General features: G+C 65.1%; 17 protein-coding genes. 9 read left to right on the top strand and 8 right to left on the bottom strand.

The window, feature by feature from the left end; genetic code table 11:
- Window positions 1-4: 4 nt before the first annotated feature.
- Window positions 5-451 carry a hypothetical protein gene (locus LH20_RS21240; RefSeq protein WP_053555940.1) on the bottom strand — a complete coding sequence of 149 codons (447 nt, stop codon included), beginning with the start codon at window positions 449-451 and terminating at the stop codon, window positions 5-7.
- 106 nt (window positions 452-557) lie between these two features.
- Here LH20_RS21240 and gyrB point away from each other — a divergent pair, with 106 nt between their 5' ends.
- Together gyrB and LH20_RS21230 are read left to right on the top strand one after the other, a co-directional pair.
- Window positions 558-3,104 (top strand): DNA topoisomerase (ATP-hydrolyzing) subunit B, encoded by a 2,547-nt coding sequence (gyrB, locus tag LH20_RS21235; protein WP_053556435.1) that lies wholly within the window; start codon window positions 558-560, stop codon window positions 3,102-3,104.
- Between the two features lie 104 nt (window positions 3,105-3,208).
- Window positions 3,209-3,643: a septal ring lytic transglycosylase RlpA family protein gene (locus tag LH20_RS21230; protein WP_053555939.1), complete on the top strand. Its 435-nt coding sequence runs from the start codon at window positions 3,209-3,211 to the stop codon at window positions 3,641-3,643.
- Between the two features lie 2 nt (window positions 3,644-3,645).
- On the opposite strand, the gene LH20_RS21225 is transcribed toward LH20_RS21230, so the two are convergent.
- Window positions 3,646-4,575: a glutaminase gene (locus LH20_RS21225; protein ID WP_053555938.1), complete on the bottom strand. Its 930-nt coding sequence runs from the start codon at window positions 4,573-4,575 to the stop codon at window positions 3,646-3,648.
- 40 nt (window positions 4,576-4,615) lie between these two features.
- Entirely contained in the window at window positions 4,616-5,743 is a 1,128-nt protein-coding gene (locus tag LH20_RS21220; RefSeq protein ID WP_053553474.1) for an ISAs1 family transposase, read from the bottom strand.
- Between the two features lie 139 nt (window positions 5,744-5,882).
- On the opposite strand from LH20_RS21220, the gene LH20_RS21215 reads away from it, so the two are divergent.
- The 6 genes from LH20_RS21215 (at window position 5,883) to LH20_RS21190 (ending at window position 15,999) form a co-directional block, all read left to right on the top strand.
- On the top strand, window positions 5,883-6,695 hold the full coding sequence (locus LH20_RS21215) for a hypothetical protein (RefSeq protein WP_053555937.1): 813 nt from the start codon (window positions 5,883-5,885) through the stop codon (window positions 6,693-6,695).
- A gap of 105 nt (window positions 6,696-6,800) precedes the next feature.
- The gene (locus LH20_RS21210) at window positions 6,801-9,209 is read left to right on the top strand and encodes a ligase-associated DNA damage response DEXH box helicase (RefSeq protein ID WP_053556434.1); all 2,409 of its coding nucleotides are present in this window, start codon (window positions 6,801-6,803) and stop codon (window positions 9,207-9,209) included.
- 89 nt (window positions 9,210-9,298) lie between these two features.
- Window positions 9,299-10,363, top strand: a complete 1,065-nt coding sequence (locus tag LH20_RS21205; RefSeq protein ID WP_053555936.1) for a retroviral-like aspartic protease family protein — start codon at window positions 9,299-9,301, stop codon at window positions 10,361-10,363.
- Window positions 10,364-10,402: 39 nt separating this feature from the next.
- Complete coding sequence (pdeM, locus tag LH20_RS21200) at window positions 10,403-11,119, top strand: ligase-associated DNA damage response endonuclease PdeM (protein WP_053555935.1); 717 nt, start codon at window positions 10,403-10,405, stop codon at window positions 11,117-11,119.
- 156 nt (window positions 11,120-11,275) lie between these two features.
- Window positions 11,276-14,077: a TonB-dependent receptor gene (locus LH20_RS21195; RefSeq protein WP_053555934.1), complete on the top strand. Its 2,802-nt coding sequence runs from the start codon at window positions 11,276-11,278 to the stop codon at window positions 14,075-14,077.
- A 104-nt stretch (window positions 14,078-14,181) separates the two neighbouring features.
- On the top strand, window positions 14,182-15,999 hold the full coding sequence (locus LH20_RS21190; protein WP_053555933.1) for a cation:proton antiporter: 1,818 nt from the start codon (window positions 14,182-14,184) through the stop codon (window positions 15,997-15,999).
- Window positions 16,000-16,034: 35 nt separating this feature from the next.
- Here the strand turns inward: LH20_RS21190 and holA are convergent, their stop codons facing one another.
- From holA to LH20_RS21170, 4 genes are read right to left on the bottom strand one after another with little or no spacing between them, the layout of a single operon-like run.
- Entirely contained in the window at window positions 16,035-17,066 is a 1,032-nt protein-coding gene (gene holA, locus LH20_RS21185) for a DNA polymerase III subunit delta (RefSeq protein ID WP_053555932.1), read from the bottom strand.
- Window positions 17,063-17,599, bottom strand: a complete 537-nt coding sequence (gene lptE, locus LH20_RS21180; protein WP_053555931.1) for an LPS assembly lipoprotein LptE — start codon at window positions 17,597-17,599, stop codon at window positions 17,063-17,065. Before lptE ends, holA begins: the two co-directional genes overlap by 4 nt.
- Window position 17,600: 1 nt before the next feature.
- Entirely contained in the window at window positions 17,601-20,150 is a 2,550-nt protein-coding gene (gene leuS / locus LH20_RS21175) for a leucine--tRNA ligase (protein WP_053555930.1), read from the bottom strand.
- A gap of 50 nt (window positions 20,151-20,200) precedes the next feature.
- The gene (locus LH20_RS21170) at window positions 20,201-20,662 is read right to left on the bottom strand and encodes a DUF3576 domain-containing protein (protein WP_053555929.1); all 462 of its coding nucleotides are present in this window, start codon (window positions 20,660-20,662) and stop codon (window positions 20,201-20,203) included.
- A 288-nt stretch (window positions 20,663-20,950) separates the two neighbouring features.
- On the opposite strand from LH20_RS21170, the gene LH20_RS21165 reads away from it, so the two are divergent.
- Window positions 20,951-21,664: a hypothetical protein gene (locus LH20_RS21165; protein WP_053555928.1), complete on the top strand. Its 714-nt coding sequence runs from the start codon at window positions 20,951-20,953 to the stop codon at window positions 21,662-21,664.
- Here LH20_RS21165 and LH20_RS21160 read toward each other — a convergent pair.
- Window positions 21,637-22,263 (bottom strand): thiamine phosphate synthase, encoded by a 627-nt coding sequence (locus tag LH20_RS21160; RefSeq protein ID WP_053555927.1) that lies wholly within the window; start codon window positions 22,261-22,263, stop codon window positions 21,637-21,639. The two genes, LH20_RS21165 and LH20_RS21160, sit on opposite strands and share 28 nt — an antisense overlap.
- Window positions 22,264-22,292 lie beyond the last annotated feature (29 nt).

Genomic DNA, 22,292 nt, shown 5'->3' with positions numbered 1-22,292 from the left:
TGGGTCAGGCGCCCAGCCGCACGGTTCCACCGCGGATCCAGCCCCAGCGGCACGGTCCCTGATATTCGCGCGCACTGGCCACCGAACGGCCAATTCCGCATAGATCCTTGTCGGTACCGGGCGCCGCAAACACGATGCCGAACCAGGCGTCGTTCTCGGCCGCCTCGCACAGGGACACGGGCGTGCCTCCGGCCAGCCGTGCTTTGACGACGCGCGTTTCTCCCGGGGCCCAATAGACGTCGGTGCCACCATCCTGGACGCGGCTGATGCTCGAGCAGGCGGGCAGCGTCGGCCCTTCGGTCCCGATCATCACCGCGCGCGTCGCAATGGGTTCGCCGCCCGCGAGCTTCGCATTGTCGGCAGGCGGCGCGGGCTGCGAGCAACCTGCGAGCACGAGCGCAGAAAGGACAAGGGTGCAAAGCAGAGGGCGAAGCGGAAGGCGTGAGGTCATGACCCGAAACTAGCCTCGGCAGGGCGCGGGCGCAACGCCCCGCACGACAACGCTTAGAGGCGCATTTTCGCTTGGGTTTTGCGGCCCCCGACCCTATATGATGGGCATGACGGACACCCCTGAGAATCCAGCGCCGGAAGGCGGCGCCAAGCAGCCCAATGCCAACGCCTATGGCGCCGATTCGATCAAGGTGCTCAAGGGCCTTGACGCGGTGCGCAAGCGCCCGGGCATGTATATCGGTGACACCGACGACGGGTCGGGTCTGCATCACATGGTGTTCGAGGTGTCGGACAACGCGATCGACGAAGCGCTGGCTGGACATTGCGACCTTGTTCTCATCACCTTGAACAGCGACGGATCGGTCAGCGTCGAGGATAACGGCCGCGGAATCCCGACCGGCATCCACGCCGAGGAAGGCATTTCCGCAGCCGAGGTCATTATGACCCAGCTCCACGCCGGCGGAAAGTTCGAGAATACGAGCGACGACAACGCGTACAAGGTGTCGGGTGGCCTTCACGGCGTCGGCGTATCGGTGGTGAACGCGCTGTCGGAATGGTTGGAACTTACAATCTGGCGCGACGGCGAAGAACATTGGATGCGCTTCGAGCATGGCGATTCGGTCGCACCGCTTGTGGTTCGCGGCCCAGCGCCCGCCGGAAAGAAGGGAACGCGCGTCACCTTCCTCGCCTCGACAGAGACTTTCAAGAATGTCACCGAATTTGATTTCGAGAAGCTCGAGCACCGCTATCGCGAACTCGCCTTCCTGAATTCGGGCGTCCGCATCAAGCTGGTCGATGCCCGCAGCACCGAACATGTCGTCCATGACCTGTTTTATGAAGGGGGCATCGCGGCCTTCGTCAAATGGCTCGACCGCAACAAGACGCCGCTGCTGCCCGATCCGATCGCAATCAGCAGCGAGCGCGACGGAATCGGCATCGACGTCGCTCTCGAGTGGAACGACAGCTATTATGAGAATGTCCTCTGTTTCACCAACAACATCCCGCAACGCGACGGCGGCACCCACCTCGCCGCCTTTCGCGCGGCGCTGACGCGCACCCTCAACGGCTATGGCGAAAAGTCGGGGCTCTTGAAGAAAGAAAAGGTCAGCCTGACCGGTGAGGATATGCGCGAAGGTCTGACCGCGATTGTCTCGGTCAAGCTGCCCGACCCCAAATTCAGCTCGCAAACGAAGGACAAGCTCGTTTCTTCGGAAGTCCGCCAGCCGCTGGAAAGCCTGATGGCCGACCGGATGACCGAATGGCTGGAGGAAAACCCCTCGCATGCCAAGACGGTGATCCAGAAGATCGTTGATGCTGCCGCGGCGCGCGAAGCGGCGCGCAAGGCGCGTGAGCTCACCCGGCGAAAAGGGGCGATGGATATCGCAAGCCTGCCTGGCAAGCTCGCTGATTGCCAGGAACGCGATCCTGCAAAATGCGAGCTGTTCCTGGTTGAGGGTGACTCGGCAGGCGGGTCGGCCAAACAGGGCCGCGACCGACATGTGCAGGCGATCCTGCCGCTCAAGGGCAAGATCCTGAACGTCGAGCGCGCACGCTTCGATCGCATCATCTCGTCCAAGGAAGTCGGCACGCTGATCCAGGCGCTAGGCACCGGGATTCGCGACGAGTTCACGATCGACAAGCTGCGTTACCACAAGATTGTGATCATGACCGACGCGGACGTCGACGGCGCCCATATCCGCACGCTGCTGCTGACCTTCTTCTATCGCCAGATGCCGGAGATCATCGAGAACGGTCATCTCTACATCGCCCAGCCCCCACTCTACAAAGTCTCGAAAGGACGCAGCGAGGTCTATCTCAAGGATGACAATGCGCTGGAGAATTATCTGGTCGATGCCGGTATCGACGCCCTGCTGCTCGAAAGCGCGGGCGGGGCGCGATCCGGCCAGGATCTTCGCGGATTGATCGACCACGCGCGGCGATTGCGGGCCTTGATGCGCTATGTTCCGCGCACGCTCGACCACGGTCTTGTCGAGGCGCTGGCGTTGACCGGCGCGCTCGATCCTGATCTCGACGCTGCGGGGCGCCATAGCGCCGCGGAGACCGCGGCGCGGTGGCTACGCGCCGCCGAGCGCGCGCAGACGGGAGGCAATGAGGCGACGTGGACCGTCGAAGCCGTCGAAGGCGGGGGGTATACGCTCGAACGCCGCTGGCGCGGGGTCAGCGACCATCACGCCGTCGATGCCGCTTTCCTTGCGAGCCAGGAGGCGCGTCGTCTTCACAAGCTCGCGGGCGAACAGACTGAAACCTATGCGACCCCCGCGCGGCTCGTAAAGGCCGGCGGGGCGGCTGCACTCGAGGCCGATCCCGCCGACGAAGAGAGTGAAGGCGAAACCACCGCGTCGCCGGCTGCGAAGGCGAACCCGGTCACCCGCCCGTCCGAACTGCTCGAGGCGATCTTCGCGCATAGTCGCAAGGGCCTTAGCATCAGCCGCTACAAAGGGCTGGGCGAGATGAACGCCGAGCAACTGTGGGAAACCACGCTCGATCCCGCCAACCGCTCGCTATTGCGGGTCGAGGCCGAGCAGGCCGATATCGCCCATGAAATCTTCGAGCGATTGATGGGCGACGAGGTCGAGCCGCGGCGCGATTTCATCCAGACGAATGCGCTGTCGGTCGCCAATCTCGACGTCTGATCGCCAAAACGGCTAGCCGCAGTTTCCGCCCAGCGCGGCGCTGGCGGCTTGCGACCCTGGCCGGACGCTGCTTCATGCCGCCCACCTGACAAGGGGAGGCTGATATGCGCCGGTTCACGGTCATGGCCCTGCCGCTTCTGCTTGCGATCCCGGTCGCTGCGCAGGAGCAGATTGCGGGGGACGACGGCACCGAAATGGGCAGCGGAGTGGCGAGCTATTACGGCAATGAGCTCGCCGGCAACCGCACCGCGAGCGGCGAGCGCTTCGACCCCGACGAGCTCACTGCCGCGCATCGCACCCTCGCCTTCGGCAGTCGGGTGCGGGTTACCAACACCGCAAACGGCAAGAGCGTCGTCGTACGCATCAACGATCGGGGCCCATTTAGCCGCGGCCGTGTGATCGACGTCAGCAGCGCCGCGGCGCGCGAGATCGGCATGCATCGCAGCGGCACTGCGAAAGTCAGCATGACCTTGCTCGGCGCCGACACGAAACTTGCCGAAAACAGCCGAGCTGCTGGCACTGTCGGCATCGCCGACTGATCTCAATCGAAAACGGACCAGCCCGCTGCGTAGGCAAAATGTTCGAGCGCAATCGCGCCGACGAGCGACGTGCCCGCCTCGGTAAGCCCCGGCGACCAGACCGCGATCGATCCCTGCCCCGGTGCGATGCACAGGATGCCGCCCCCGACGCCGCTTTTTCCCGGGAGGCCGACGCGGAATGCGAATTCGCCCGAATTGTCGTAGTGACCGCAAAGCATCATGATTGCATTGATGCGCCGCGCGCGGTGCGGCTCGATCAGCTGTTCGCCGGTCAAGGGGTCGCGACCGCCCATCGCAAGAAACAGCCCTGCGCGGGCGAGCTGACGGCAGTTCATCGCGATCGCGCATTGGCGGAAATAGACAGAAAGCACGGTTTCGACCGGGTGGCGAAGAGTGCCGAACGACGCCATGAAATGGGCCAGTGCGCGATTACGCGCGCCGGTTTCGGATTCGGACGCCGCGACCTCAGGGTCAATCGCAATACTGGCATCGCCCGCGCGGGCGCGGACAAAACCGAGAATTTCGTCGACCACCGCGTCGGCGCTGCGCGCGTCGATCAGCCGGTCGCTGGTCGCGATTGCGCCGGCGTTGATCAGCGGATTGCGCGGAATGCCGCCTTCGCTTTCGAGCTGGACGATCGAGTTGAAAGCGCTTCCCGACGGCTCTCGGCCGACGCTCGCCCATAGCGCGCTGCCAACGCGGCGCAGCGCGAGCGCGAGCGTGAAGACCTTTGATACCGACTGGATCGAGAAGGGCTCGTCGGCATCGCCCGCCGTATGGACGGTGCCGTCGGGGAGGGCGAGGGCGAAACCGAAGCGGTTCGGATTGGCCTTTGCCAGCGCCGGGATATAGTCGGCAACGCGCCCCGACCCGCGGTGAGGGAGAGCCTGGGCATAGGCTTCGGCAACGCAGCGGGCGAGATGATCCTTCATTCGGCTTCCCCTAGCAACTTCACACGCGCACGACGCAGGGCTATCGCATTTGACCGAGGATGGTTTTGGCGAAGGCGTTGGACCATCCGGAGCGTTTCCGTTTTCTCCTGATGGAGATATCGGGTCTGGCGGTTCGCAGGACATTGAGGGCGAGCTTGCGCAAGGTTGCGAGATTTTCGGGGGCATGGTCCTTTCGGCTGCGGGCGCGATCTTCATCGAATGTCATGTCGAGCACCCAGTGGAGACCATTTTCGATCGACCAGTGGGATCTGGCGGCGGCAAGATATTCTTCCGGGCTCAGCGTCCGGGATGAGAGATGATAATGGCGGGTCGTTGTGGTCTTTCCATTGCGGGTGACCGTGGCCTCGATCATGCCGAGACAGGCAAGAGCGGGCATGTCCACCGGTTCGGTGCAGGCGCGCTTGGGACCGTGCAGCCAGCCAAGGTCATGGCTGACAAAAGCCCGCCGCTCTTCGAGACGTCCATGATCGGCATCGCTTGTCTCAGTCGTGGCGAGACCGGCAAGGATATCCGGTGCAGCGAAGTAGCTGGCCACCGCCTCATGCAGGGCCGGTCTGTTCGCCTTGAGACGTAAGAGATAATCGCCGCCACGATCGAGGATCAGCTGCGCAGTCTCGGTCTGGCAGTGCAGGGCATCGGCGGTGACAAGCTGGCCTGTGAGGTCCAGGCATTCGAGGAGCGCTCTTGCGGCAAGGATTTCGCTGTCGCCTTCCCCCGGACGGAAGCTTTCCTGGCCGATGACGGTGCGTGTCGACGAGGCAAAGGCCGTCACCACCGCCAGCGGCGATCGGCCGGCTGCCGTGTCGAACGAGCGCCGCAGTGTCTTGCCGTCGATGGCGACAACACCGGCACCCGCTTCGCCAAGAGCGGTCAGAAACTGCTCGAAGCAGCGTGCAAAGGCTGCCGGATCCAGCAGCCGGAAAATCCGGGAGAAGGTGTCATGGCTGGGAACCCCATTCTCAAGGCGCAGAAACTCCCGGAACAGATCCTCGCGATCCACCGCGAAATCCGCAAAATCCGAACAACTCTCCGCCCCGCAAATCGACGCCGTCAGCGCCATCGTCAGCACTTCCAGCAGATCGTGACGGCGCGCGTTGCCCGTTCGCGGATCGCGAAGATCATCAAACGCCGCGGCAAACCAGGACATGGATATCCTCCTTACTATGAAGGACACCCAAAGAATCCATATCAACTCATCGCGCTACTATATTTTTCAAATGCGATTCCCCTGCGCACGACGACCGAGCACCTTGTCACCGGCGCAGGCGGCCCCTATCCCCGCGCGGATGTTGCCGCCGGGCCTCTCGATCAGCGCTCGCCGCTCCCCCGGATGGCTTCCGCCGGGCACTCTCGCTGATCATGACCGCCATAGGCTCGGGATCGGCGCTGCGCGGCGCACGCTGGCCGCCGGCCTCGCCTTGCTCATTACCGGCGGACTGCTCGTCCTGCTCTTAAGCTTTGGTCTCTCAAAGCAAAGCGTGAGCCGGGAAGAGGGCGTCACGCTCGTGACGCTGGAAACAGCCGGGAGCTCGGATGCCTCGCCCGACCCCGCCGCGCCCGAGACCCCGCCGGCGAAGACGACGCCGGTACGGGCGCAGCCCGAGGTTGCCGCGCCTCCGCCCACGCCGCTCCCGGCGCCCGAGGCCCCACCGCTTCTGCCCCAGCCAAGCGAGAACCCCCCGGCGCCGCCGGCCTCCCAGGCGATCCTGCGCCCCTCCGACGGCCGGGTCTACGGGCCGCCCAATGTCGGCGGATCAGCATCGCGCGATACGCAACAGGTCGGCACCGCGCCCAATGGCGAGCCGCTCTATGCCGCGAGCTGGTATCGCGAGCCGAGCGATTCCGAGCTGCGCGGATATCTCTCGACGGCGAGCGGGCCGGGCTGGGGTCTGATTGCGTGCCGCACCGCGCCCGATTATCGGGTCGAGGATTGCGTCGGGCTCGACGAATATCCGTTCGGATCGCAGATCAATCGCGCGGTGCTCGCCGCCGCATGGCAGTTCCGGGTGCGGCCCCCGCGGCGCAACGGACAGCTGCTGGTTGGGAGTTGGGTGCGGATCAGGATCGATTATGGCGTCGGGCGGTCCACGGGCCGCTAGGCGCGGGGAGGGAAGGCTTTCCTTTTTCGTTGCATGTCAATCGCGGTGTATCGCGCGATGCGCGCAGACCTTGCCCGCCCGCTCCCGGAACGCCACATCGGGTCCATGGAGCTTCCCTCTCCCTTTTCCGACTGGTTCGCCGCGCGCGGGTGGCGGGTGCGGCGGCACCAGATCGATATGCTGGCGGCGGCAGGGCGCGGGGAGCACGCTTTGCTGGTCGCTGCCACAGGGGCAGGCAAGACACTCTCAGGCTTCCTGCCGACGCTCGTCGATCTCGCACGGCACCCCTCGGACCAGCTCCACACCCTCTATGTCTCGCCGCTGAAGGCACTCGCGGCCGACGTCGAGCGCAATCTGCTCGGGCCGATTGCGGAGATGGGACTCGATATCAGCGTCGAGAGCCGCAGCGGCGACACCTCGTCGGACAAGAAAGCGCGGCAGCGTGCGAAGCCGCCGAACATCCTGCTCACCACCCCCGAATCGCTCTCGCTCCTTCTGTCCTATCCCGACAGTTTCGCGATGTTCGCCGGTTTGAAGACGGTAGTCATCGACGAAATCCACGCCTTCGCGCCCGGCAAGCGCGGCGATCTTCTGTCGCTTGCGTTGTCGCGGCTTCAGCGGCTGGCCCCCGCCCTGCGCCGCGTGGGCCTGTCCGCGACAATCGCCGATCCCGCGCAATATGCGGCGTGGCTTGCACCAAATGCCGATGCGCGAGCGGTGACGATCGTCGAGGGTGAGCCCGGCGCCGAGCCTCGCATCGCGATTCTGCTGCCCGAAGGTGCGGTACCCTGGGCCGGGCATTCGGGGCGCTATGCGGTGCATCAGGTGATGGCGGAGGTCGCGAGGAACCGCACCACGATCATCTTCTGCAATACCCGCGGCCTCGCCGAACTGATCTTTCAGGAGCTTTGGAAGGTCAACGACCTCGGTCTGCCGATCGGGATCCACCACGGGAGCCTTGACCGCGAGGCGCGGCAGCGCGCCGAGGCGGCGATGGCCGAAGGGAGGCTGCGCGCGTTGGTCGCCACGGCAAGTCTCGACCTCGGGCTCGACTGGGGAAATGTCGATTGCGTGATCCAGATGGGTGCACCCAAAGGATCCTCGCGGCTGCTCCAGCGCATCGGGCGCGCGAACCACCGCCTCGAAGAGCCCAGCCGCGCGTTGATCGTCCCCGGCAATCGCTTTGAATATCTGGAGGCGCGCGCGGCGCTCGATGCCGTCGAGGCGGGCGAGCGCGATGCCGACCGGTTTCGCCCCGGCGCACTCGACGTTCTGGCGCAGCATGTGATGGCACTCGCCTGCGCGGCGCCGTTCGATGAAAGCGAGCTGCTCGCCGAAATCCGCACCGCCGCATCCTATCAGTGGATCGACGCCGAGATCTTCGGCCGCTTGCTCGGCTTTGTGCGCGATGGCGGTTATGCACTCAAAAGCTATGACAGGTTCCGGCGCCTTGCCCCGGACGGACGCGGGCGGTGGCGCATTTCGCACCCACGCCTTGCAGCGCAGCACCGGCTCAACGCTGGAATCATCGTTGAGGCGCCGATGGCGTCGGTTCGCTTTCGGAACGGTCGACGCCTCGGCCAGGTCGAAGAATATTTCGCAAGCACGCTGACTGCGGGCGACACATTTGCCTTTGCCGGACTCAGCCTTGAGGTCGAGGCAATCCGCGACACCGACTTGATCGTACGCGCGACGTCCCGCCCTGCGCGCATCCCATCCTATATGGGCGCGCGGCTGGCCATCTCGACGCGGCTGGCCGACAGGGTTCGTAATTTCCTGGCCGACCCGGCAAGCTGGCAACGCTTTCCCGAGGATGTCCGCTTCTGGCTTGAAATGCAGGCGCGCCGATCGGTGCTGCCGCGCCCTGGCGAGCTATTGGTCGAAACCTTTCCGCACGAGGGCCACCAGTATATGGTCTGCTACCCCTTCGAAGGGTGGAACGCGCATCAGTCGCTCGGCATGCTGATTACCAAGCGGATGGCGCGGATGGGCCTGCAGCCAGTGGGTTTTGTCGCGACGGACTATGCGATTGCGGTCTGGTCGCTACGCGAGGTGGCGCATCCCGAGGCGCTGTTCGACGCGGAAATCCTGTCCGACGAGTTCGTCGAATGGGTCGAGCAATCGCATCTTCTAAAGCGTGCCTTTCGTGAGGTCGCGGTAATCGGCGGACTGATCGAGCGGCAGCATCCGGGCAAGCGCAAGACGGGCAAGCAGGTGACCTTCTCCACCGATCTGATCTTCGACGTGCTCAGGAAATATGAGCCCGATCACCTCCTGCTCGAGGCTGCCTGGGCCGATGCCCGCGAACGGCTGACCGACGTGGCGCGGCTGGGCGATCTGCTCGACCGCGCGGCGGGCACGATGGTGCACAGGCGGCTCGACCGGATCAGCCCGCTCGCGGTTCCGGTGCTTATGCTGATCGGGCGTGAGAGCGTTGCGGGGCCCGATCTCGACGATGCACTTCTCGGCGAGCTGGCCGACGCGCTCGCCGACAGGGCGATGGGCGCGCTTTAGTAGGGCGGGGACCTTCTTCCCTCGAGCCCTTGCTTGCCGGACTGTCCGATCAGGCGTAAACTGCAGGAAAATGACGAGGGGATGCCGATATGACGCCGATTGCCGTCCGGTCACCATTCTGGCCCTTGCTGCTCGCCGCACCCTTGCTCGTCGGGGCGGCGCCGGGACCGGTGACAGCCGCCCCCCCGCCTGGGCGCGAAGCGAGCGCACCGGCTTCTTCACCACCTGCCGATCCTGCGCTTCTGGGTGAGAATCTCGAAAACGTCGTCCCCTTCGTCCAGCCCTTCGATCTCGATGCGACACGGCGCATGTCGGTCCCCGTGATGGTCGATGGGCAGGGGCCTTTTTCCTTCCTCGTCGACACCGGGGCGGAGCGCACCATCATCGCGCGCGAACTCGCCGCCCGCCTGGGGCTCGGTCGAAGCGAGCGGTTGCGGCTGGCAACGATCGGCACCACGGTTGCGGTCGCACCGAGCTTTCGCGTTGCCTCGCTCGAGATGACCGATCTTCGGCTCAATCCGTTCGATGCGCCGGCCTTTGCCGGGCGCCATATCGGTGCGGCGGGGCTGATCGGGGTCGACATGCTCGAGAAGCGCCGCCTGCTCATCGATTTCCGCAGGGAGACGATGGAGATATTGGCAAGCCGCCGGCACGCTCGACCGCTGATCCGCGGCAGCGACGCGATCGTCGTTACAGCGCGAAACAGCGCGGGACGCCTGATCCTCTCCAACGCCCGCATCGACGGTCGCCACATCGACGTGGTCGTCGATACCGGAGCCCAGTCGAGCGTCGGTAATCTCGCGCTGCGAAGGCTGATTGCGGCGCGGCGACAGAACACGATGCCCTTCTACCCTGCCGTATTGGGGGCGGTGACCGGTGAGGACGTGCCGGCGATGCGCACGGCAATCAAGCGGATCGAGATCGAGGGCATCTCGATCAACGACCTGCCTGTCTCCTTCGCCGATTCAAAGGCTTTCGATGCACTCGGTCTCGACAGGCGGCCGGCGCTTCTGCTCGGGATGGACAGCTTGTCGCTATTCGACCGCGTCGAGATAGACTTTCCCAACAAGCGCGTCGTGCTCGACATGCCGAGTGGCGCGCGGCGCGAGACCGGGCAACGCTATGCCGCGGCGGACTGGCAGCGCGGAGGATAGCCGCTTGCCGCGGGACGCCGGCCGCGTCATAGCGGCAGCATGCCGCCCGCCGCTACCCTTTCTTTTGCCGGCCAGACCTTCGTCTTGCTCGCCGACCGGGCGCTGTTCTGGCCCCGTCATGCAGCGCTGATCGTCGCCGACCTGCATCTGGAAAAGGCAAGCTGGTACGCTGGACACGGCCAGCCGCTGCCTCCCTATGACAGCCACGACACGCTCGACCGACTGGCGCGCCTCGCAACCGAAACGGGCGCGCGCGCGATCTGGTGTCTTGGCGACAGTTTCCACGACGTGGCGGCGGCCGAGCGCATAGCTCCAGCGGTTGCGGCGCGGCTTGCCGCGCAGGCGACCGCGACCCGAATCGTCTGGATCGCGGGCAATCACGACGGCTTTGCGGGCGGTGCATGGGGCGGCGAGGTCACCGAAGAGATGGTTATCGACGGCATCGTGTTCCGCCACCAGTGCCGCGCCGATGAGACCCGCGCCGAAATATCAGGGCATTTCCACCCCAAGCTCCGCCTGACGGTGCGCGGGCGCGGTGTGTCGCGACCCTGCTTCGCGGGCAATGACCAGCGGCTGATTCTCCCCGCCTTCGGCAGCTTTACCGGTGGCCTCGACGTCGGCCATGACGCGATCGCGGAAAATTTTGCCGGACCCTATCAGGCGATGCTCGCGGCGGGCGGACGGCTGCTCCGCCTTCCGTGTATCCGCCGGGAGCGAGATGACGCTACGGCACGCCGGGTTCGCGCCCAGGCCTAGCTTCCGGCCAGGAAAATCCGCGTCTTTCAGGCCTGTGGCCTTATTGCATCACTCCGAAAAACAATCGCCGAAACCGCTCGCCGTCGCTGGAACAGGCGCGCAGTTTGGGTATGTTTCTTCGCGCAACGAAAAAAAATTGTTGAGAGGAGTGCCACCATGAAATCATCTTCCCTTCTTGCTGCCCGTCTTTTGCGTACCAGCGCGCTCGGGGTTTCACTTGCGGTTGCTGCGGCCGCGGCGCCCGCCTTTGCGCAGGACAGCACCGCCCAGGACACGGCGGCCGATGATTCCTCAGGCGATGTCATCGTCGTCACCGCGCAGGGCCGCGCGCAGCTGCTCTCTGACGTCCCTGTCGCCATCTCGGCGGTGGGTGCGGAGGCGATGCAGAACAGCGGGGCCAACGACATCCGCCAGCTCAACCAGGTCGCGCCGTCGCTGCTCGTGTCGTCGACCGGCAGCGAGGCCAACGGGTCGGCCCGTATCCGCGGTATCGGCACCGTCGGCGACAACCCCGGTCTCGAAAGCTCGGTCCCGGTCTTCATCGACGGTGTTTATCGCTCGCGTTCGGGCATTGGCCTCAACGAGCTCGGCGAGCTCGACCGCGTCGAGGTCCAGCGTGGCCCGCAGGGCACGCTGGGCGGACGCAACTCGTCAGCGGGCCTCATCAGCATCTATTCGAAGAAGCCCGAATTCACCTTCGGGGGAACCGGCGAGATCACCTATGGCAATTATGACTATTGGCGCGCCGCCGCGAGTGTGACCGGGCCCATCAGCGATACGCTCGCTGCTCGCCTCGACGGGGTTTGGGTCAAGCGTGACGGCTTCTACAAGGATCCGGCGAACAACACCGATATCAATGACCGCGACCGCTATTTCCTGCGCGGCCAGCTGTTGTTCGAACCGACCGACGCGCTCTCGATCCGGCTCATCGCCGACTATACGTTCCGCGACGAGAAATGCTGCGGCGCAATCTATATCGACAACAGCGTCAACCCCTATATCGGCGACCTCAACAATCCCGGAATTCCCGCGACGCCGACGACGAACAGCATCACCCAAGTCCTGATCGACCTCGGCCAGGACCCGGGCGCTTTCAATCAAGGTTACCAGCGGACCCTGTCGGTTACACCGGGCCGCAGCTACGCTGGCAAGACAAAGGATTACGGCTTTTCGGGCCAGATCGATTATGATTTTGGCGGCGCGACGCTGACCTCGATCACCGCCTATCGCGAATACCGGTCAAGCCAGGCCGGCGACCTCGATTACGGCTCGGTCGATATTCTCTATCGTGCCGACGATCCGGACGCCTATCGCCAGTTCCACACTTTCACTCAGGAAGTGCGGCTGAACGGCGAGGCCTTCAACGGCAAGCTCGACTGGCTCATCGGCGGCTTCTACGCCAACGAGAAGCTGACGGTGCGTGATAATATTCGCTTCGGCACGCAATATGGCCGTTTTGCTACCTGCCGTATCGTTTCGGGCGGCGGTCTTGCGGGCCTCTATTCGCCCAACAGCCCGCTGTGCGCCGTCCCCGGCGTCGGTCCCGCAACAATTGCCGCCGCGAGCGGCGCGTCGGGCCCCGACATCATCGCCGCCTTCAATCTCCTGGACGGACTCAGTGACCTCGGCAGCATCAATGATCGCTATTATCAGAATGACACCAACTGGGCGCTGTTCACCCACAATATCTTCCACGTCACCGACACGATCGATTTCACCTTCGGCCTGCGGTACACTCACGACAAGAAGAAGTTCTCGGCAAGCTTCACCAACGACAATGTGGTCTGCCCGCAGATCCAGGGGCTGGTTCTCGACGACCTGGTGAGCGCGACGTCAAACGCAACGGCCAAGGCGCTTGCCGGTGGACTGATCGGCCTTGCTTGCCAGGGCAATTCGACGGCCGAACTCGATGGCGTGTCGATCAATGACCAGCGCAGCGAGGACGAGTTCACCGGAACTGCGATCCTGTCGTGGAAGCCGACCCCGGACCTCCTTGTCTATGCGAGCTATGCGCGCGGCTACAAGGCGGGCGGCTTCAACCTTGACCGCTCTGCGCTGAAGTCCCCCATCATTCCCTTCGGCGGACAGGCAGGCACGCAGGCCCTGGTCGGAAGCCTGCAGTTCGACCCCGAACTGGTGAACAGCTATGAGCTGGGCGCCAAATATGCGACGGGGCCGTTCAGCCTGGGACTGGCCTTCTTCCGGTCGGACTTCAAGAATTTCCAGCTCAACACCTTCAACGGCTCAACCTATATCGTCCAGACGATCAACGGTTGCTCGAGCGATCTGGGCGGTGCCGACCGCGATCAGAGCAAGTTCACCGGGGCGCCCAATTATAATGCAGCAGCGGCAACGACCGGCGCCTGCCCCGCTGATGACGTGAGCTGGGGCGTGCGCTCGCAGGGGTTCGAGCTCGAGGCCTCGCTGGTTCCCGCGCGCAGCCTTCGCGTGACCGCGGGCCTGACCTATGCCCGAACCAAATATCGCGACAATCTGGTGGGCAACAGCAGCGGGGAGCCGCTCGATCAGGCGCTCCGCAAGCTGCCGGGCGACAATATGTCGAACGCGCCTGAGCTGGTCGCGACCGGCAGCGTCGCGTGGACGCCCGAGATCGGCAGCAGCGGACTGACCGGCCTCGTCTATCTCGATGGCCGCCTGTCGAGCGACTATAACACCGGCTCCGACCTGTTCCCGCAGAAGGAGCAGGACGGCTATGCGATCGTCAACGCGCGCGTCGGCGTGCGCGGTCCAGGCGAGCGCTGGGCGGTGGAGCTGTGGGCGCAGAATTTGTTCAACAAGCAATATGCGCAGGTTGCCTTCAACTCGCCCTTCCAGGAAGGCGCGACGTCGACTGGCGCCGCCTTCGCCGACCCTCAATTTCCTGGCGGACGCCAGATCTTCTCGCAGTTCCTGGCGGAGCCGAGGACCTATGGCGTGACGCTGCGCGGCAAATTCTGATCGCAAAGCTTCGCTGAAAGAAGGGGCCGCCCGCTTTCCTTACGGCAAGCGGGCGGTCGCTTTTTTGTGGCGTCTTTTTCGCGCCATGTCTTAGGCTCCGCGCCATGTTTGCAATCGACTCCCTGCTCGTCAAAATCGCCCTCATCGGGGTCATCGGCATCGGCGCCCAGTGGATCGCGTGGCGCACCGGTCGACCCGCGATCGCGTTGATGCTGATCGCGGGCATCGTCGCCGGCCCGGTTCTGGGGCTTCTCCACCCTGAACAGGATTTCGGCGCGCTGCGAGAACCGATGATCAAGCTCGCGGTCGCGGTTATCCTATTCGAGGGCGGGCTCACGTTGAAGTTTCGCGAGCTTCGCCACGCCGGCGTCGCGGTGTTCATGCTCGTCTTCGTCGGCGTGCCAGTGGGCTGGGCGCTCGGCACCGCGGCCGCCTATTACGGGGCAGGCCTGCCGCTCGAGATCGCAGCGCTGTTCGGCGGCATCATGGTCGTCACGGGTCCGACGGTGGTCGTGCCGATGCTCCGCTCGCTCAATATCACCCCGCGCGTCAAGCATATGCTGAAATGGGAAGCCATCGTGAACGACCCGATCGGGGCGCTGCTCGCGGTTGGTATCTACGCCTATATCACTCACGGCGGGGCGCAGGCGAACGGCATCGCCATCGCCACCGACGTCGTAGCGGCGAGCGTGCTGGCAATGCTGATCGGCGGCGGTGCGGCTTTCACGCTGACCTCCGCCTTCGTACGGGGGTGGGTGCCTGAATATCTGAAGGCGCCGGTACTGCTGACCACGGTGATCGCCGCCTTCGTCTTTGCCGATGTCATCATGCACGAAACCGGCTTGATCACCGTCACCGTGATGGGCGTGGTGATGGCGAACCGCGAAACCGATTCAAGCCACATGCTGCTGCGCTTCAAGGAGGATCTGACCGTCCTCCTCGTGTCGGGCGTATTCATCATTCTTTCGGCAACGCTCGATTGGACCGTGGTCACCAATTTCCAGGCGCGCTTCGTCCTCTTCCTGGTCCTGCTGCTGTTCGTCGTGCGTCCGCTGACGATCATGCTCGCCCTGCTCTTCACGCGCATTCCATTCAAGGAGCGGCTTTTTGTCGCGTGGATCGCGCCGCGCGGTATCGTCGCCGCGGCGGTGACCGGCCTGTTCGCGCTGCGCCTTTCCGATTATGGCATACCGGGCGCCGAGGCGCTGGTGCCGCTTTCCTTTGCGGTGGTGATTGCGACGATCTTTGCCCACGGCTTCACCGCCGCTCCCTTCGCGCGCTGGCTGGGGCTCGACCGCGGCAAGGGCGACGGCGTGCTGCTCGTCGGCGCCAACAGCTGGACGATCGCCTTTGCCCAGTTCATCAAGGCGCAGGAGCGCGACGTACTGATTGCCGACACGAGCCTGTTTGCACTGCGCCGCGCGCGGCGCGCCGGCCTGCCGGTCTATCACGGCGACATATTGGACGAGACGCACGACGACCATCTCGACATGGGCCGCTACCAGCAGCTGATCGCGGCTACCGACAACGACGCCTACAACGCGCTGGTGTGCAGCGAACTGGCCCCCGAGGTCGGGCACGACCGGGTCAGTCGAATGATCGGCGTGGCGCGACCCGGCAACCAGCGGCGCGGGCGCGTGCTCACGCTCGCAGGCACGCCGATCGAGGAACAGCTCGACCGGCTGCTGGCCGGCTGGACCTTTGGCCGGACGAAGATCACGGAGAAATTCACCTATGCCGATTACGTCGCACGCATGAAGGCGTCGGGCGGCGACACGCTGGCGGTGGTGCGCGCCTCGGGTGACCTTGCAGTATTCTCGGTCCAGCACCGGCCAAGCGTCGATGCAGGCGATACGCTCTGGAGCTTCGTACCGCCCGACGACCCCAAGGCACGACTCGAAGCGCGCGAGGCCGGGGCGTAACTCGCCTCTTTCCCTCTGGCAAAAGAGGGCGGCGCTTAGCGTGCCCTCGCGGCCTGCCAGGCGATATCGGTCATCAACTTGCGAAACAGCACGGCGCCCGCGGTACCCGACGCCTTGAGCGCTCGCTCGCAGTCGAGCAACCGGCTCATCAGCCGAGCGATGCGGAGCGAATCCCAGATGTGGAGCTGTGCGGTGACGGCATCGCGCTCTTTCCAGAAGACACCGCTGCTGCGCGCCGACACCACCGTTGCAGGGTGCGCGCCCGCATCAACCTCTGCGCGCAGCCGCGCGAGCTGCATCGTGCGTATGGCGAGCGCACGGATGATGCGAATCTCGGCAACTCCGACAGCTGCCGCCTGTGCCAGCATGTCCGGAAGTTCGCGCACCTTGCCGCCGAGCGCGACGTTGATGCACATGCTGACATCTTCCTCGTGGGTCGCAGCGCCCAGTGCGGCGATATCGGCGGCGGTGACCTGCCGCTGCCGATCGCGCGCAGCGTCGAGATAGAGCGCGATCTTTTCCAGCTCGCGCCGCATCAGTGCCTGATCGCCCGAGACAAGATCGACGAGCAGCTGCGCCTCCGCATTGGCAAGCTTCAGCCCCTGTTCTTCGGCGGCCGCAATCGCAATGCCCACGAGCGCGCGGCGGTCGGGCTGGTAGCAGATGGCAGCGACCGCATGGTTCGACCCTTCGATCAGCTTCACCAGTTTGGACTTGGCGGTTATCGTGGCCCCAGTCGCTATCACCGGATTGACGGCGGTTTCGGCAGCCATCAGCGCTGCGACCGCCTCGACGCAATCGTCGCCGCTTCCCGTGATCTCGAGCCGGATCACGCGCTGGGCGGCGAAGAGCGACATCGACGCCGCTTCGGCAGCAAGCAGCGACGGGTCCTGCCCAAGCTGCGAGGAGGAAAGGTCGAGCCGCTCGGCCTCCTTGCCCGCAAGCGCAACGAGCCGCGCCGCCACAGCGTTCATTGTCGCGTCATCCGGACCGGTCAGCAGGGTCAGGCGAACCGCGGGGTCGAGCCGGGTCTGGCGTTCGAGCTCAGCGGGCTTGACCGTCTTCACGGAGAGGGGTTGGCAGGTGCAGCCGCGGGTCCGCCGCGGTTCGCGTAGACCGCGAGCCGCGCGACGATCTGGTCGGCAATCCCCGACGCCAGTCGCTCAAGCGACGAGTTTTCGGCAGCGATCGTCGCATATTCGCTACCGACGACGTCGATGCCGGCGTCCTGCGCGGCGGTCGCGTCGAGCAGCACCTGGTTGGTTTGCGAATCAACAAGCTGGTAGCGCGCGCGCAGCGTCCGCCGCTCACGCGTCACGGCGTCGTCGGAGCGGACGCCGAAGCCGGTGATGCTGTCTTCAAGCCTCACATCGAGCCGGTAGCGATTGCCTTCGCCCCGCCCGCCCTGCGCCGCGACAAAACGGTCGCGCAGCGCGTTACGGACGAGCCAGCCCGAATGTCCCTCGATCGGACCGACATCGATGTCGGCGAGCATCGTTGCCACCCCGCCCTTCGCGCCGCTTGCGTAGAGCGGACGGAGCCCGCAGCCGCCGAGCGGCAGCGAAAGGGCAACGAGGCAGGAGACAAGGAAGGCGCGCATCTTAGGGGACAATATTGACCAGACGGTCGGGGACCACAATCACCTTCTTCGGCGCTACGCCGCCGAGCAGTTCCGCGATGCGCGGGCGCGCGAGAGCCGCAGCCTCGACCGCATTCCTGTCCAGCCCCTTTGCGAGCGTGATTTCGTCACGGCGCTTGCCTGCGACCTGGATCACGATCGTGACCTCGTCGTCGGCGAGCAGTGCCGGATTTGCGGTAGGCCAGGCGGCGTGCGCGACCAACGGGCTAGTCCGCTGCGCATCGGGGAGCGCAGCCCACGCCTCTTCGGCAAGGTGCGGCATCATCGGCGCGACGAGGAGGATCAAGGTCCGGCACGCCTCGGCCCGCGTGGCCGAGGGCACCGCCTTTTCGATGTCGTTGGCAAGCGCGTGGATCTTTGCCACGGCCTTGTTGAAACCCAACGCCTCGATATCGGCGGCGACCCCGGCGATTGCGCGGTGGAGCTTGCGAGCGAGCGCGATATCCTCGCCGCCGTCGCCGGCATTCTCCGTCTCGCCAAACAGGCGCCACAGGCGCTGAACGAAGCGCCAGGCTCCCTCGATCCCGGCCTCGCTCCACGGCAGGTCGCGGTCGGGAGGGCTGTCGGAGAGCATGAACCAGCGCGCGGCGTCGGCGCCGTACTGATCGAGGATGGCGTCAGGATCGACGACATTCTTCTTCGACTTCGACATCTTGACGACGCGGCCGACCTCGACGGGCTCACCATCTGCGAGAAGCGTCGCGCCCTCAGGGGAACGCGCCACCTCGTCGGGAGTGAAATAAAGCGGCGGCAGCCCCTCGCCCTGTGCGCGGGAATAGGTTTCGTGGGTCACCATGCCCTGCGTAAAGAGGCTGGCGAAGGGCTCCTTAATATCGATCATCCCGAGCTTGTTCAGCGCACGCGTCCAGAAGCGCGCGTAGAGCAGGTGGAGGATCGCATGCTCGATGCCGCCGATATATTGATCGACAGGCAACCAGCGCTGGATCACCTGCGGATCGAAGGGCCGGTCCGACGGGGCCGATGCGAAACGCAAGAAATACCAGGAAGAATCAACGAAGGTGTCGAGCGTGTCGGTCTCGCGCACCGCCTCGCCGCCACACGACGGGCAGGCGACATGCTTCCAGGTTGGATGACGGTCGAGCGGATTGCCGGGGACCGAGAAATCGGCGTCCTCGGGCAGCGTGACGGGAAGCTCGCTCTTCGGCACGGGCACCAGCCCGCAGCTGCTGCAATGAATGAAGGGGATCGGGGTCCCCCAATAGCGCTGGCGCGACACGCCCCAGTCGCGCAGGCGCCACACGGTCGTGCCCTTGCCCCAACCCTCATGTTCCGCGCGCGCGATCACAGCCGCCTTGGCCTCATCGATGCTCATGCCGTTGAGGAAATGGCTATTCACGAGACGCCCGGGGCCGACATAGGCCTCGTCGCTGTGAAAGACTTGCCCATCCTCTTCACCGTCAGCGATGACGCGGTGGACGGGAAGGTCATATTTGCGCGCGAAGTCGAGGTCGCGCTGGTCGTGCGCCGGACAGCCGAAAATCGCGCCGGTACCATAATCCATCAGCACATAATTGACGACCCACACGGGCAGGTGCCAGTCGCGATCGAGCGGGTGCTCGACTGCCAAGCCGGTGTCAAAACCCAGCTTCTCAGCGGTTTCAAGCTGCTCGGCCGAGGTTCCCTGACGGCGGCACTCGGCGATGAAGGCCGCGAGTTCGGGCGAATCCTTCGCGAGGCGTTCGGCAAGCGGATGGTCTGGCGAAATCGCTGCGAAGCTTGCGCCGTAGAGCGTGTCGGGACGGGTCGTGAACACCTCGAACCCCGGCGCGCCGCCGGCGAGCCTGAAGGAGAATTCGAGACCCTGCGACTTGCCGATCCAGTTTTCCTGCATCAGCCGCACCTTGTCGGGCCACTGGTCGAGGCTCTTCAGCCCCTCGAGCAGCGCGTCGGCGAAGTCGGTGATCTTGAGGAACCACTGCGACAGCTTCTTCTTCTCGACCAGCGCGCCCGAGCGCCAGCCACGGCCATCGATCACCTGCTCATTGGCGAGCACGGTCATGTCGACGGGGTCCCAGTTGACGTAGCTTTCCTTGCGCGTGACGAGCCCGGCCGCGAAAAGATCGAGGAACAGCGCCTGTTCCTGTCCGTAATAGTCGGCGTCGCACGTCGCGAGTTCGCGGTTCCAGTCGATCGCAAGACCAAGCCGCTTCAGCTGGCCGCGCATTGCCTCGATGTTCGCTCGGGTCCAGCCGTTCGGGTGGACACCCTTTTCCATCGCCGCATTTTCGGCGGGCATGCCGAATGCGTCCCAGCCCATGGGGTGAAGGACGTCATGCCCCGTCATCCGCTTGAAGCGGGCAAGCACATCGCCCATCGTGTAGTTGCGCACATGCCCCATGTGGATGCGCCCCGACGGATAGGGGAACATCTCCAGAATATAGGCCTTGGGCTTGTCGCCGGAGTCGGTGGTGGCAAAGCTGTTCGCACGCTCCCACGCCGCCTGCCATCGGGCGTCGGCGGCCAGGGCGCCAAAGCGCGTTTCGCGGGTCATTTCTGTCTTACCCCGTTATCGTCATAGGGCGGCGCAGGCGCGCCGCAAGATTAGCCCTCGATGGCCGAACGACGCAGATCGCGGGCGCGGGTGAGGATGACTTCCTCGAGCTTCTGCACCGTCGCCGCTTCGACCGGTGCATCGACCCATGTGCCGCCCTGCGTGACCTGCCGCGAGGCTGCGACGCGCAGCGCATCTGCGCGCAGGTCGCGGTCGAGAATCGATACCGTCACCTTCATCCGCTCGTTCGGGTTCTGCGGGTTTGCATACCAGTCGGTGATGATGACCCCGCCCGACGAATCGGCCTGGAGCAGCGGCATGAACGAGAGCGCATCGAGCGAGGCGCGCCACAAATAGCTGTTCACGCCGATGGTCGTGACCTGCGACGCGGCGAGATCGGCGCGCGGCCGTTCCTTGCCGCCGCAGCCCGTGAGGCCGAGCGCCGCGAGCCCGAGCAGCGCGATGGTGGCGGGACGGCGACCGAGCGCGGCGAGGGCGGAAAGCTGAGACATGCCGAAACACCTTATCTTGGACGCGGGATGCGGGCGAACCCGGCCGCGTTGCTGCGGATTTGGGAGCGTCTCTATCGCCCTTGCCGCCGTCCGGCAAGCGCGGCAATTTCCCGTTCGTCGCGGTTCAGGCTGCAGTCAGGGTCAGGTTCGAAAAATGCGCCGACTGTGGTCATCGCGCAACAACCAGGGCAAAAATCGGAACGGCGACAACAAAGAGTCGCGAATCACTGGAATTGTTGAGCAAGGCCGCCTATCTATCGATGGAATTGGGGTTGGAGTCGCAGAGAGATGGCGCGAGCGCCGCGACATTTTTGGCAAGGGGGTCTCGTCGTTGCGGCGGGGCTTTCGCTTGCGCTGCCTCCTGCACTTGCCGCGATGACGCGCGCCGACAGCATCCGAAAATTGTCGATTTCCGAGACTTTGCTGGGCGAATTCACGCCTGCAGCCGGCGACCCGCGGTTGATTGCACGCTACGCCAAGGTTTCCGAAGCGGCCCGCCGCAATTTCAACTTCACGCCCGCCGTCACCGATGAAAGCCGCAAGAACCGCGCGATCACCGTGGTGATTCGCGCCCGCGATGACGCGTCGAGCGCCGCGCGCACCGCCGCGCTCGCCAAGGGACGTACGGCACCAGTCGCGATCGCACCGGTTGCCTATGACCTCGGTGCCTCGGTCGGGTTCGAGAAATTCGTAACGCCGCAGCTGCCGCGCGGTACCGACCTTCGCAACCTTCCGGTGGCGCGTGCGCCCGAGCAGGCCGAACGCAAGTCGCGTTTTGCCACGCGCATGATCAATCGGACGAGCGACCCCGCGGGTGCCACCGACCGAGTGACCGCGCCGGGTGAAACGCAGTCCGTCGACGTCGTCAGCAGCTACCGGATCACGCGCAACCTCGATGTCACTGCCGGCGTCCGCTACAAGGCCGACGACCGCCTCGAACCGCTGACCGACGCCCGGCGCGACAGTCAGGCGGTCTATGTTGGAACGCAGTTCCGCTTCTGACGTTTCCGGCGCTGCGCCGCCTTTTCCACCCACGCGTCAATCGCCGCCCAGCCAGGCTGGATTTGGCTGCTTGCGCTTTGCAGGCGCAGCGCACGCGCGCGGGCCGGTGTCATCCCGCCGAGCGCAATCGCCTGACTACTCGCTCGCCGTGCAAGCCCGAGCCAGGCAGCGGTCCCCAGCGCCGGGGCGCCGGGATGCGACCGCGTCGGATGAAGCGGAGAAATGAAGACGGCCCGTGCGGCGGCGCGGCGCGCAGCCCCTGCTTCGGCAGCGTCATGGACCGGCATGGTCAACAGCAGGTTTGCTCGGCGGGCCGCACGCGCCTGCGCCACCTGATGCTGGCGCAGATGAACACCGTCGGCGCCCCAGCGCTGGGCGCGCGCAGGCGTTCCCGCGAGGATGACGACGAGTCTGCGCCCCGCCGCGATACGTTTCAGCCGCCGCAGCAGGCGCCAGCGCTCGGCGTCGGGCAGTGTGTCGTGACGCAGGACGATGCCGCTGCCTGGCGGCAGCTCGACGGCCAGCCGCGCGAGGGGCACCCCCATGCGTTCGTCGCTCAGCAACCAGAGCATGGGCAGCGGGGGCTGGTGTCGGGTCATCGCGCTTTCTATAGGCGCGGGGCCACGGC

Origin of the sequence: Sphingopyxis sp. 113P3, assembly GCF_001278035.1 — a bacterium.
Classification (GTDB): domain Bacteria; phylum Pseudomonadota; class Alphaproteobacteria; order Sphingomonadales; family Sphingomonadaceae; genus Sphingopyxis.
Note: the sequence above shows the minus strand (reverse complement) of the source record. Positions and strands in the feature narration are given on the sequence as shown.

Bases quoted from the DNA above. Each gene is read 5' to 3' on its own strand.
- LH20_RS21240 (WP_053555940.1), bottom strand. From the start codon at position 451: ATGACCTCACGCCTTCCGCTTCGCCCTCTGCTTTGCACCCTTGTCCTT.
- gyrB (WP_053556435.1), top strand. From the start codon at position 558: ATGACGGACACCCCTGAGAATCCAGCGCCGGAAGGCGGCGCCAAGCAG.
- LH20_RS21230 (WP_053555939.1), top strand. From the start codon at position 3,209: ATGCGCCGGTTCACGGTCATGGCCCTGCCGCTTCTGCTTGCGATCCCG.
- LH20_RS21225 (WP_053555938.1), bottom strand. From the start codon at position 4,575: ATGAAGGATCATCTCGCCCGCTGCGTTGCCGAAGCCTATGCCCAGGCT.
- LH20_RS21220 (WP_053553474.1), bottom strand. From the start codon at position 5,743: ATGTCCTGGTTTGCCGCGGCGTTTGATGATCTTCGCGATCCGCGAACG.
- LH20_RS21215 (WP_053555937.1), top strand. From the start codon at position 5,883: ATGTTGCCGCCGGGCCTCTCGATCAGCGCTCGCCGCTCCCCCGGATGG.
- LH20_RS21210 (WP_053556434.1), top strand. From the start codon at position 6,801: ATGGAGCTTCCCTCTCCCTTTTCCGACTGGTTCGCCGCGCGCGGGTGG.
- LH20_RS21205 (WP_053555936.1), top strand. From the start codon at position 9,299: ATGACGCCGATTGCCGTCCGGTCACCATTCTGGCCCTTGCTGCTCGCC.
- pdeM (WP_053555935.1), top strand. From the start codon at position 10,403: ATGCCGCCCGCCGCTACCCTTTCTTTTGCCGGCCAGACCTTCGTCTTG.
- LH20_RS21195 (WP_053555934.1), top strand. From the start codon at position 11,276: ATGAAATCATCTTCCCTTCTTGCTGCCCGTCTTTTGCGTACCAGCGCG.
- LH20_RS21190 (WP_053555933.1), top strand. From the start codon at position 14,182: ATGTTTGCAATCGACTCCCTGCTCGTCAAAATCGCCCTCATCGGGGTC.
- lptE (WP_053555931.1), bottom strand. From the start codon at position 17,599: ATGCGCGCCTTCCTTGTCTCCTGCCTCGTTGCCCTTTCGCTGCCGCTC.
- leuS (WP_053555930.1), bottom strand. From the start codon at position 20,150: ATGACCCGCGAAACGCGCTTTGGCGCCCTGGCCGCCGACGCCCGATGG.
- LH20_RS21170 (WP_053555929.1), bottom strand. From the start codon at position 20,662: ATGTCTCAGCTTTCCGCCCTCGCCGCGCTCGGTCGCCGTCCCGCCACC.
- LH20_RS21165 (WP_053555928.1), top strand. From the start codon at position 20,951: ATGGCGCGAGCGCCGCGACATTTTTGGCAAGGGGGTCTCGTCGTTGCG.
- LH20_RS21160 (WP_053555927.1), bottom strand. From the start codon at position 22,263: ATGACCCGACACCAGCCCCCGCTGCCCATGCTCTGGTTGCTGAGCGAC.